11 protein-coding genes and 2 pseudogenes are annotated in these 12,007 nt (G+C 42.4%); 3 read left to right on the top strand and 10 right to left on the bottom strand.

The annotated features are described in order from the left end of the window. Nucleotides 1-86: 86 nt before the first annotated feature. The 6 genes from hisC to RB604_RS11970 all read right to left on the bottom strand — a co-directional run bounded on the left by hisC (nucleotide 87) and on the right by RB604_RS11970 (nucleotide 5,851). A complete protein-coding gene (gene hisC, locus RB604_RS11995) occupies nucleotides 87-1,157 on the bottom strand; it encodes a histidinol-phosphate transaminase (RefSeq protein ID WP_055295487.1) in 1,071 nt (356 codons plus the stop codon). An 8-nt stretch (nucleotides 1,158-1,165) separates the two neighbouring features. Further along, nucleotides 1,166-2,458, bottom strand: coding sequence for a histidinol dehydrogenase (gene hisD, locus RB604_RS11990; protein WP_007480415.1), 1,293 nt, complete (start codon nucleotides 2,456-2,458; stop codon nucleotides 1,166-1,168). Nucleotides 2,459-2,940: 482 nt separating this feature from the next. Then, the gene (hisG, locus tag RB604_RS11985; protein ID WP_005923844.1) at nucleotides 2,941-3,798 is read right to left on the bottom strand and encodes an ATP phosphoribosyltransferase; all 858 of its coding nucleotides are present in this window, start codon (nucleotides 3,796-3,798) and stop codon (nucleotides 2,941-2,943) included. A gap of 265 nt (nucleotides 3,799-4,063) precedes the next feature. Then, nucleotides 4,064-4,555, bottom strand: coding sequence for a PaaI family thioesterase (locus RB604_RS11980; protein WP_005923846.1), 492 nt, complete (start codon nucleotides 4,553-4,555; stop codon nucleotides 4,064-4,066). 71 nt (nucleotides 4,556-4,626) lie between these two features. Continuing rightward, entirely contained in the window at nucleotides 4,627-5,091 is a 465-nt protein-coding gene (locus RB604_RS11975) for a hypothetical protein (protein ID WP_129648579.1), read from the bottom strand. 106 nt (nucleotides 5,092-5,197) lie between these two features. Further along, entirely contained in the window at nucleotides 5,198-5,851 is a 654-nt protein-coding gene (locus RB604_RS11970) for a DUF2490 domain-containing protein (RefSeq protein WP_007480413.1), read from the bottom strand. Between the two features lie 173 nt (nucleotides 5,852-6,024). On the opposite strand from RB604_RS11970, the gene RB604_RS11965 reads away from it, so the two are divergent. Beyond that, nucleotides 6,025-6,732, top strand: a complete 708-nt coding sequence (locus RB604_RS11965) for a pirin family protein (protein WP_025819386.1) — start codon at nucleotides 6,025-6,027, stop codon at nucleotides 6,730-6,732. Nucleotides 6,733-6,821: 89 nt separating this feature from the next. On the opposite strand, the gene RB604_RS11960 is transcribed toward RB604_RS11965, so the two are convergent. Both RB604_RS11960 and RB604_RS11955 read right to left on the bottom strand, forming a co-directional pair. Further along, nucleotides 6,822-8,858: a protein-disulfide reductase DsbD family protein gene (locus RB604_RS11960; RefSeq protein ID WP_007480411.1), complete on the bottom strand. Its 2,037-nt coding sequence runs from the start codon at nucleotides 8,856-8,858 to the stop codon at nucleotides 6,822-6,824. Nucleotides 8,859-8,907: 49 nt separating this feature from the next. Further along, nucleotides 8,908-9,210 carry a Dabb family protein gene (locus RB604_RS11955; RefSeq protein ID WP_005923862.1) on the bottom strand — a complete coding sequence of 101 codons (303 nt, stop codon included), beginning with the start codon at nucleotides 9,208-9,210 and terminating at the stop codon, nucleotides 8,908-8,910. Nucleotides 9,211-9,312: 102 nt separating this feature from the next. Between RB604_RS11955 and udk the strand changes: the two genes are divergently transcribed. Then, nucleotides 9,313-9,921: a uridine kinase gene (gene udk / locus RB604_RS11950; RefSeq protein WP_005923864.1), complete on the top strand. Its 609-nt coding sequence runs from the start codon at nucleotides 9,313-9,315 to the stop codon at nucleotides 9,919-9,921. 2 nt (nucleotides 9,922-9,923) lie between these two features. Then, the gene (locus tag RB604_RS11945) at nucleotides 9,924-11,315 is read left to right on the top strand and encodes an MltF family protein (RefSeq protein WP_007480410.1); all 1,392 of its coding nucleotides are present in this window, start codon (nucleotides 9,924-9,926) and stop codon (nucleotides 11,313-11,315) included. A gap of 12 nt (nucleotides 11,316-11,327) precedes the next feature. On the opposite strand, the pseudogene RB604_RS11940 reads toward RB604_RS11945, so the two are convergent. Both RB604_RS11940 and RB604_RS11935 read right to left on the bottom strand, forming a co-directional pair. Further along, nucleotides 11,328-11,590: pseudogene (locus RB604_RS11940) on the bottom strand (helix-turn-helix domain-containing protein); the annotation flags it as partial. Beyond that, nucleotides 11,586-11,964: pseudogene (locus RB604_RS11935) on the bottom strand (TolC family protein); the annotation flags it as partial. The pseudogenes RB604_RS11935 and RB604_RS11940, both read right to left, overlap by 5 nt. Nucleotides 11,965-12,007 lie beyond the last annotated feature (43 nt).

The following is a 12,007-nucleotide window of genomic DNA, read 5'->3' as shown; positions in this document are numbered from 1 at the left end:
TCCGTAGGAGAGGGAATACAAATACTCCTGTTTATAATTAGATACAAAACCAACACTCTTGTTTATTAATTAGTTACAAAACTAACTTAGCTCCCTCTCCTACGGAGAGGGCTGGGGAGAGGCCCCATTCTTTTCAACGCTTCCAGCAATTTGTCGTTCTCCATACGCGTACCAACAGTTACACGAAGGCAATTACAGCAAAGCGAGATATTATGGCGATTACGGACAATGATTCCCTCGCCTACCAGATAATTGTAAATTTTTACAGCATCCGTCACGCGTGCCAAGAAAAAGTTGGCATCCGAAGGAAACACTTTTAAGACACAAGGCAAGCCGGTAAAAGCGTCTTCCAAATACTCCCGTTCCTCCTTCAACATTTTCACCCAACGTTCTATCTCATCGTGTTTATGTAACATCTGTATCCCCTGTTTCTGGGTCAAGTCATTCACGTTATACGGATACTTGATTTTATTCAGGATATTAATAATATCGACGGAAGCAAAAGCCATCCCCAAGCGGATAGCTGCACACCCCCATGCTTTGGAGAAAGTCTGGAGCACCACCAAGTTAGGATATTCCTTCAGATTGGCAAGGAAAGAAGGAGCCTCAGAGAAATCATTATAAGCCTCGTCAAGAACTACCAACCCTTCAAAGCGGTTCAAAACCTTTTCGATCTCCGTACGCAGCAAATCATTGCCTGTCGGATTATTAGGAGAACAGAGAAAAATCAATTTGGTATGTTCATCGGTTGCTGCCAGCAATTTATCGGCAGAGAATTGAAAATCCTCATCAAGCAGAACTTTCCGGTACTCCACATTATTCACATCTGCACAAACCTGATACATGCCATAAGTGGGATCGATAGCTACCACATTGTCTTCACCCGGTTCACAGAAAGCACGAAAAACAAGATCGATAGCCTCATCACTGCCATTTCCCAAAAAGATCTGTTCGGAATCGACTTTTTTGATCCTGGCCAGCTCTTTTTTCAAATCACACTGCAACGGATCGGGATACCGGTTGTGTGGAAGATTATACGGATTCTCATTAGCGTCCAGAAATACGGAAGCAGCAGCCCCCTTATATTCATCCCGTGCCGAAGAATAAGGCTTCAGCTTCCAAATATTGGTGCGGGTTAGTTCTTGCAAGGTTTTCATGTGAATGTTTATGATTTATGATTAATATTTCTCAGACGGACGGTTACGGCATTCTTATGAGCATCCAACTGCTCATTGGCAGCCATCGTTTCGATAGCCGGACCGATAGCTTTCATACCATCAGAACAAATTTCCTGAAAAGTGATCTTACGGATAAAACTATCCAGACTTACACCGCTATATGCCTTTGCATAACCATTAGTAGGCAGCGTGTGATTGGTTCCTGATGCATAATCCCCTGCGCTCTCCGGAGAGAACGATCCTAAAAAGACAGAACCGGCATTCACTACGCGTTCCGCCACTTCCATATAGTCTGATGTCTCTACGATTAAATGCTCCGGAGCATATTCATTGGTCAGCTCTACCGCTTCATCCATGTCATTGACCAGAATCAATTTACTGTTAGCAAGTGACTTCTCTGCGATTTCACGACGAGGCAATTCGGCCAATTGCCTTTCCACTTCCTCCACTACGGCAGCCTGCAGTCGCTCAGAAGTCGTAATCAATATTGCCTGGCTATCAACTCCATGTTCTGCCTGCGAAAGTAGATCCGCAGCCACAAATACCGGATTTGCCGAATCATCAGCCAGCACCTCTACTTCCGAAGGCCCGGCAGGCATATCGATAGCGACATCACGCAGGCTGACCAACTGTTTGGCAGCAGTCACATACTGATTTCCCGGTCCGAAAATCTTATAAACTTTCGGTATACTTTCCGTTCCATAAGCCATAGCTGCAATAGCCTGCACACCACCGGCTTTGAATATTCTATCCACTCCCGCCAACCGTGCAGCAAAAAGGATAGCCGGATGTATTTTTCCTTTGCTATCGGGAGGTGTACAAAGAATAATGTCTTTGCAACCGGCAATCTTAGCCGGAACTGCCAGCATCAATACGGTAGAAAACAAAGGAGCCGTTCCTCCCGGAATATACAATCCCACTTTCTCAATACCTACCGCCTTTTGCCAACAAGTCACGCCCGGCATTGTCTCTACTTTCTTACCTACGAACTTTTGTGCCGCATGAAAACGTTCAATATTCTGCTTTGCCAAAGAGATGGCGGCTTTCAATTCTTCACTAACCAAAGCCACCCCTTCTTCCAATTCTTCATTCGTCACCGCAAGTGATGTCAACTCCGCCTTATCGAAAGTGGCTTCATACTCTATCACCGCCTTATCGCCCTCTGTCCGCACGCGGTCGATAATGCCACGTACAGTATCAAACAGACTTTCCGTATTGAGCGCGGGACGTCTCAATATCTCCGCCCACTTCTCTTTTGAAGGATATTTTATTACTTTCATCTTATTATTATATTATTCTTTCTTTTGTCTTGATACAAAAGAAAGAACCAAAGAAAAAATCAAGGCTGCATTTCCTACGCTACTGCACTGCGGTAAAAAGCTAAAGGGGCTCGAACTCGCTACGCTCAGACAATCGCCCCTTCTTACGCTTTTTACCTACGTTCCGTTTGACGCGAAGGAAATGAGGCCGGGGGAACCATTCGGATGGAAAGCGAAACTTCCAAACTACCAATTCCCAGAAACAGCCAACTTCCCAACCACTTACTCCCCAACTCCCATCCGGCTCTGCCGTTACGGTAGGCGCCTCATTTTCTCTCCGTCAAGCGAACGCCCGCAGTGGAGCGTCAGAAAGGGGCGATTGTCTGAGCGAAGCGAGTTCGAGCCCCTTTAGCGAAACGGAGGAAGTGAGTAGGAGAGAAAATGCAGCCTTGATTTTTTCTTTTGGTATCTTTTCTTTTGTATCAAGACAAAAGAAAAGTACATCACAATATCATTTTCTCTATCGGCAACACCAATATCCCCTCAGCCCCCAGTGCCTTCAGTTTTCCGATGATCTCCCAAAAACGTTTCTCGTCGAGCACCGTATGTACCGAGCACCAACCTTCTTGTGCCAACGGCATTACTGTCGGACTTTTCATTCCTGGAAGCACCGCCACGATCTCCTCCAATTTATCTTTCGGGGCATTCATCAATACATATTTCTTATCTTCCGCCGTTTTCACAGCATTCATACGGAACAACAGCTCGTTCAGAATTTCCTTTTTCTCATCGCACATATTCTTATTACCTATCAACAGCGCTTCCGATTTCATCACCACTTCCACCTCTTTCAAGCGATTGCTGACCAAAGTAGAACCGGAGCTGACAATATCAAAAATAGCATCAGCCAACCCGATACCCGGAGCCACCTCTACCGAACCGGTAATGACATGTACTTCCGCATTCACCCCTTTCGTTTTCATGTAATTCTCCAGAATCACAGGATAAGAGGTTGCAATCTTCTTGCCATTAAACCATTCCACACCGGGATAATCGACATCCTTCGGCATTGCCAGCGACAAACGGCATTTACTGAATCCGAGACGTTTGATGACTTCTGCGTCTTCCCCTTTTTCAACAAACTCATTCTCTCCCACAATTCCCAAATCAGCCACACCGGTAGCTACCGACTGAGGAATATCGTCATCCCTCAAGAACAACACTTCTACGGGAAAATTAGACGACTGTACCAACAACGTACGTTTAGTCGTACTCAATTTAATATCTGATTCTTCCAAAAGTGCCATCGTTTCTTCAAACAAACGCCCTTTGGCCTGTACTGCGATTCTTAATAAACACATAATTTCATTTACTATTTAACGATTACTATTCACGATTGAAAAGAACTTCTATTCACGATAATAAAAAAAGGCTTACCTCACCGGCAAGCCTCGTTTTCTATATCATATATACACAATATCATACACGCCCACCGAGTTATTCGATCGAAAAATGATGATGATGATGTGTAGTTGTATATTTCATATTTTCATTCTTTACAGCGACAAAAGTATAGCATTCCATTCAAACCACCAAACATTTATCACAAAAAGTTCGATTTTAATTTCAAATTAAAGGAAGAATCTCTTCCGGTTCTACATCGCACGCCAAAAAGTGCATCTCGTTTTTCGACTTCTCCTGAGAGAACGTGAAATACGTACAAAGCGCTTCCGTACAAAGCTCACCGGCTTCATTGTAAAGTTTTGCATCTACCAAAACAATGTTGCGCTTTATCTCACGAATAGAGGCCCGCAATACCACATGGGAGTCTTTTGTACTGATCGACTTGCGATAGCGTGTCTCCATTTTAGAAGTCACCCCGGTAGTTTGCAGTTTCCGAAGAATCACCCAAGCGCAAATCTCATCCAATAATACCGACTGGATACCTCCATGCAGCGTATCTATCCAGCCCTGATATTCCGGACGTGGCTTCCAAATACTTACTACCTCATCTCCATCTTCATAAAATTCCATCTTAACACCTGCTTCATTGTTAGGAGCACAACCGAAGCAATTATAACCTTCCAAACCCTTCCACGGGTTGATAATCTTTTTCATATCCCTGTTTTTTTATTTATAATATACATATTCACGTTCTTCATACAGCACCGGAACGTCGTTTATGAACTTCACCCTTGTCTTCCAATTGCCATATTCATCATTATAATTGTATCTTTCAGAACGATATTCCGGTCAGCATCCAATACCGTCTTACCATCTACCCGTCCCTGTTCGTCATAACTGTACCGATAAATCCGCTGAATTCCTTGTTGTTTTACCGAAACGGTTATCTCTTCTCTTATCCGGTTGTTTTTATCATATACAAAGATCAGTTTTGTTTTGGCACTACCGTCCGGATTTAATAAATTCTCCACCGATATTCGTCCCTGTTTATCGTATCGGGCAAAGTAAATCTGATCGACAATAGCACCGGGAGTCCATACCGTATCTTTCCAGACTGCTTTATGCACAAAGGTACGGGTAGATTTAAAAAGAGGTACTTCTTGTTGCACTTGTGCAAAAGAAGGCATCCCCAAAAGTAGAAGAAACAAGAGGAGAAAGGCCCTCTTACATGAGCATATTTGATTTTTCATATTGTATCATTTATATAAAGTCCGCCACTCAAAACGGCATTGAAGAGTCACAAATATAAACGATTATCTTGAAAACAGTACTATCGTCCGTATTAAAAGTATATTATCAGAATGTAAAACTACACTCCACGCCTGCAATATGCTTCTTTTTATCCGGCTCATACTGATAGCAATAAAACACATCCAGTGACCATCTGTCAGTAATATCAATCTCCACACCGGGCCTATAGCGCATGCGTGCCACATCCCAAAAGGCAGCATCCCCAATTGCCTGATACAGTTCGATAGAAAAATAAGGAGAAACGATCCCTCTTTGCGGACTATAGCCTGCTTTCAGCCTTGAGCGCAAACGACTTTCAACGTTCCCATTGGAAAAAGTCTGTTGAAAACGCTCGCGAAGTGAAAAATTGAAATGTTGCCATTTTACACTTCCTGTTGCTCCTACACGATATCGATGTCTGAATTTCCATCCTTCATTTCCTCTGTCCCGATGATGAATTTCATAACCGGCTTCTGCTTTCAAAAAAGAGAATATCTGATAGTTAGCTTCCGCAGCAAATCCCCAACGGTCAAATGACTTCATAGAATCTTTTGTACGCAATTCGAACTTTCCGGCTACCGTAAGTCCGGACACAGGACGATGAACGATTTTCAGACTCGTCCAGGTAGTAAAATCATCTTGTGCATGCAATTCTCCGAAGATACAACACAATAGAAATATGATCCAACTTCCTTTTTTTGCTATTTTCTTATTCACCATCTTAATTTATCTTCATAATTATGCAAAGATATGGCAATAATTTTGAAATCATTCTGAAATACATGCGATTAGTTGTCTGTCTTCTCCAAAAGAGAAATCATCAGTTTACTTGTAAAAACTTTATCCTTACTTTATTTGTTATTAGTATAAACTATTTAAAGAAAGGAATTAATATGAAAAAAGTAATAGATAAAGCTGCTTCAAGAGGTTATTTCAACCACGGTTGGTTAAAAACCCACCATACATTCAGTTTCGCTAATTATTATAATCCCGAAAGAATACATTTTGGTGCTTTACGAGTGTTAAATGACGACAGTGTCGATCCGTCTATGGGATTCGATACTCATCCGCACAAAAATATGGAGGTAATATCCATCCCTCTAAAGGGTTATCTAAGACATGGTGACAGCGTGCAAAACACTAAAACGATCACTCCGGGAGATATTCAGGTTATGAGTACCGGAAGCGGTATTTTTCACAGTGAATACAACGGAAGCGATAAAGAACAATTGGAGTTTTTGCAAATCTGGGTATTTCCAAGAGTGGAAAACACTAAACCCGAGTATAATAATTTCGATATACGCCCGCTACTGAAGAAAAACAAATTGGCAGTGATCATTTCTCCCAACGGTGAAACTCCGGCATCTATCAAACAAGACGCCTGGTTTTCAATGGGTAGCTTCGATGCCGGACAAACGATTGATTACAAAATGCATCAAGAAGGAAACGGAGTATATATGTTTGTCATTGAAGGTGAAATAGAAGTAGACGGCGATCACCTGTCAAAACGTGACGGTATCGGAATTTGGGACACCAAAGAATTCCAGATAAAGATTACTAAAGAGACTACTCTTTTATTGATGGAAGTGCCAATGAGATAAATAATGACAGGATAATATGCCAATGTGCCAATTGATGCGTAAAACATAGCGCAACAATTGGCACATTAACGTATTGGGGTATCGGTCGGTTATTTACGATAATTTTCCAAACCGGTTCTCAAGAATTCGATATATTTAGGAATATCCTCGTTATAGGCATAAGACTTATTCAGAGGTTTTCCTTCGTTATCCAGAAGAACATAAAACGGCTGGGCATTGGCACCGAACTTGACACGTTGCAGATAACTCCACTTATCACCTACCGTACGTAAAGTACGCTCAGTTCCATTTTCCACAATCTTTACCGGCTTGGTAAGAGGAGTTTTATTATCAACATACAGGGTAATCAGCACATAGTCGTCATTGATTATTTTGCTAACCGTAGGATCCGTCCATACGGCAAGTTCCATCTTACGGCAATTTACGCATCCATAACCGGTAAAATCGAGCATGACAGGTTTATTATGCAATCTTGCATATTCCATTCCCAAATCATAATCATCAAACTTGGCATGTACCTCATTGGTGTATAGATTAAAATCCTGTGTCTTCATAGGCGGCGCAAATGCACTGACAGCTTTCAATGGCGCTCCCCACAAGCCGGGAACCATATAAACCGCAAATGCAAGCGAAACCAATGCCATGAAGAAACGCGTCACACCTATCTTATTACTATCATCATCATGAGGAAACTTGATTTTCCCTAACAGATAGAAACCGAGCAGTGCAAAGATCACAATCCATAAAGCTAAAAACGTTTCACGATCAAGAATTCTCCAACCATAAGCAAGATCGGCAACCGACAAGAATTTCAAAGCGAAGGCCAGTTCAAGGAAACCGAGAGTAACCTTAATCACATTCATCCATCCTCCTGACTTCGGCATAGACTTCAACCAAGACGGGAACAAAGCAAACAAAGTAAACGGCAACGCCAAAGCAATGGCAAACCCCAACATACCGATGGCAGGAGCAACAACACTACCCGTGGTAGAAACCTGTACCAACAGGAAACCGATAATCGGACCGGTACAAGAAAAAGAGACCAAAGAGAGCGTAAATGCCATCAGGAAGATGCTTATCAAACCACCGGTCGACTCCGCTTTACTATCCACCGCATTGCTCCATTTGGAGGGTAAAGTTATCTCGAAAGCACCAAAGAAAGAAGCTGCAAAAACAATCAACATCAGACAGAAAAGGATGTTGAACACAGCATTGGTAGACAAGGCATTCAATGCACTCGCTCCAAAAATAGCTGTAATGGCCAATCCCAAAGTCACATAAATAACAACAATGGATGCCCCATATGTCCATGCATCACGGATGCCTTTTTTCTTGTCTTTACTGCGTTTCAAAAAGAAACTCACAGTCATGGGAATAATAGGCCATACACAAGGAGTGAACAAAGCAAGCAATCCCCCTAAAAATCCGGTAATAAAAATATAAATCCAGGACATATCATCTTGGGAATGCTCTTCACCTAAACTCTGTAGCTCGTTGATTACCGGTTTCCAAAGGTCGATTTCTCCATCGGAAACATTTATTCCGGTTGTTCCGTCCGCCCCACCGATGGTTGCAACAGAAGCAGTATCCGTAACGGTTTTCACAGTAGCTTGTTGCGGTGCAGGCTGAGTCCCGGACTGTGGAGCGGCTACAGCTTCTTTAGAAAAATCACCTTCGGCCTTACCGGAAAAGTGAAATGGAACCTGAGTAGGCGGAAGGCAACTTTCATCGTCACAAGCTCCATACTCCAGATATCCGTCCATATCGTAAGTACCGGCGGTAAACTTTATCTTTTGAACAAATTGCGCGGTATTTTCAAAATAACGGACTTTCATTTCAAAGAGCTTATCGAATGTCGAAACTTCCTTCCCCACAGGTTTCAACTTGCCTACAAGCTCTGCACCGGTCATCTTATCCACATTAAATGTAGCAGAAATAGGGCCACCATCTCCTAAATCAGTGGAATAGACATGCCATCCCCTATCGATAGTACCGGTAAAAATAATCTCTCCCTCCGTATCAGACAGGGTTTTCAGTTCTGTCTTAAACTTTACGGGATCTTGGATCTGCGCATGAGCCGCCAAAACGACGAACATCAGCAACAAAAAAGAACATACTTTTCTCATTCTCTATTCGTTTTTCTTATTATAACAGTCGGAAAAGCGATCCGGTTCATTAAACTATTTCATAGTCTACGCACGAACGGCTTTCCTTTGCTTCGGCAATAATCTTACCGGCAGCCACATGATCGGGATGAGTGGCATAGAATTTTACATCATCCAGGTTGTCAAATTCACTATACAATGCAATATGCCAAGATTCTCCCGGGTTCATATTCAGTCCCACTTCAATCTTACGAATAACGGATATTTTTGCAGGCAGAGCCTCTATCGCTTCTTTAAATTTATTCATTACAACAAGTTTATCAGTTTCCGGAACTTCATCCTTTAACTTAAATAATACAATGTGTTTTACCATAACGTTGCTATTTTAATTTATTGTTTATATATTTGTCAGCCGAAGCTGCATTTATTTCAATGCAAAATTACTCTATTTGTTTCAAATATACACTATCAACAGATGTTAATAATAGGAATAGCAGGCGGAACGGGCTCAGGAAAGACCACCGTCGTACGGAAAATAATTGAAAGTCTCCCTGCCGGTGAAGTAGTACTGCTCCCCCAGGATTCGTATTATAAAGATAGTAGTCATGTACCTGTGGAAGAGCGCCAAAATATCAATTTCGACCATCCGGACGCTTTTGAATGGAGCCTGCTCTCGAAGCATGTCTCGATGCTGAAAGAAGGCAAGAGCATCGAGCAACCTACCTATTCATACCTCACTTGTACCCGTCAGCCGGAAACAATCCATATCGAACCGCGTGAAGTAGTTATCATCGAAGGAATTCTTGCCCTTTGCGATAAAAAACTACGCAATATGATGGACCTCAAAATATTTGTAGATGCCGATCCGGATGAACGCCTGATACGCGTCATTCAACGGGATGTGGTGGAACGCGGACGGACGGCTGAAGCCGTGATGGAACGTTATACACGTGTATTGAAACCGATGCATCAGCAATTCATCGAACCTTGTAAAAGATATGCCGACCTCATCGTACCCGAAGGAGGCAACAATGAAGTGGCAATCGATATCCTGACCATGTATATCAAGAAACACTTAGGATAGACATGACGGCCCGGCGCTCTATACTGCCCGTCTTTTTCATTATTCTTTTCTCCGTATTGGCCTGTAAACACAGACATCATCCGGCAGAAGAGACAGGAGCCTATGATTTGACCCAGATTAAAGACAGTGGAGAGCTGGTGGTACTAACGTTATACAGTTCGACTACTTATTTTATTTACCGTGGACAGGAAATGGGATTCCAATATGAATTAAGCGAGCAATTTGCCAAAAGCTTAGGAGTTAAACTGCGTGTTGAAGTAGCACGGAACGTGTCTGAACTGATCCAAAAACTATTATCCGGTGAAGGAGATCTGATTGCCTATAACCTGCCCATCACCAAAGAATGGAAAGACAGCCTCATTTATTGTGGAGAGGAAGTGATTACACATCAGGTAATCGTACAACGGAACAATGGCAAAACAAAACCGATAACAGACGTCACAGAACTCATCGGCAAAGAAGTATATGTAAAGCCCGGTAAATATTACGACCGGCTTGTCAATCTGAACAATGAATTGGGAGGCGGCATACAAATACACAAAGTGACGGGCGACAGCATCACGGCGGAGGATCTGATCACACAAGTAGCACAAGGGAAAATACCTTATACGGTAGCTGATAACGACCTGGCCAGGCTGAACACCACTTACTATCCCAATCTCAATATCAAGCTTTCCATCAGCTTCGACCAGCGAGCATCATGGGCTGTACGCAAAGATTGCCCGCAACTGGCGGCAGCAGCAGATAAATGGCACGAAGAGAATATGACCTCACCAGCTTATACGGCGAGCACGAAACGATACTTTGAAATCAGCAAATCGGTTCCCCACTCCCCCATCCTCTCGCTCCGTGAAGGAAAAATTTCCCATTACGACAATTTATTTAAGAAGTACTCCAAAGAGATTGACTGGGACTGGCGTTTACTGGCCTCATTAGCCTATACGGAATCGAATTTCGATACGACAGCCGTATCTTGGGCAGGAGCCAGAGGATTGATGCAGTTAATGCCGCAAACAGCACGGGCTATGGGAGTGCCACCCGGTAAAGAACAAAATCCGGAAGAGAGCATCAAAGCAGCAGTAAAATACATCAAACTAACAGACAGAAGCCTCAGCGCGGTTCCCGATAAAGAAGAACGTATCAAATTTATCCTGGCGTCCTATAACGCCGGTTTAGGGCATATCTACGATGCCATTGCCTTGGCCGACAAGTACGGAAAAGACAAAAACACCTGGAACAACAACGTCGAAAACTACATCCTGCTGAAAAGCAATGAAGAATATTTCACCGACCCGGTCTGTAAAAACGGATATTTCCGTGGAATAGAAACATATAATTTCGTAAGAGATATCATATCAAGATACGAATCGTATAAAAAGAAAATAAAAGAATAACCGTTCAAAAAACTATCCCTTGCGGTATTGCTGTGGTGACTGTCCTGTCTGTTTTTTGAAAAATGTGCCAAAATAAGAAGCATTCGGAAAGTTAAAAAAATCAGAAATTTCTTGAATGCTTTTTTGAGTGTTTTTAAGTAGCGAAATGCTTTTTCGGATATCAGTTGAATCAGCCTGATAAATATCTCATACTTATGTCCGACAGAGGTTTTCAGATTCATCAGTTTTCGGTTGTAGACGGAGCATATCCGATATGTTAATCCAAGAAGCTGCAGTAACTTGACCCAGATAATACATTTTACAAATTTGCAGGATGAAGTAATATAAAGAGTCTGGTTATAAAGTGACATCTGCAACTGTAACCCTACATTGGACCATACCGCAAAGTATGGGTTACGTTGTAAGGCGTACCGTAAGCAGAACCGTCGGTTACGGATACGGAGGGATCGATATTGTCATTGTAATTGGCAAAACCGTTAATTTGTGGAAGTAGCTTAGCGCAGTTTTCAGAAATGCCATATCTGCCTTTCTGTATCTCATTGCGCTTACTCTATAAAGACGGATTATTTTCTATACCCATCTCAAGACAGTTCTCAAGTGTCAGTGTTTCTTGTGCGCTGACACTCGTAACCGACAGGTAGAAAAACATAGGTAAAATATCTATTCGTATTTCCAAAATGGAAAATGTTCTT

Source organism: Bacteroides salyersiae (genome assembly GCF_031172035.1).
Lineage (GTDB): Bacteria > Bacteroidota > Bacteroidia > Bacteroidales > Bacteroidaceae > Bacteroides > Bacteroides salyersiae.
This window is presented reverse-complemented; position numbering and strand designations above follow the sequence as displayed.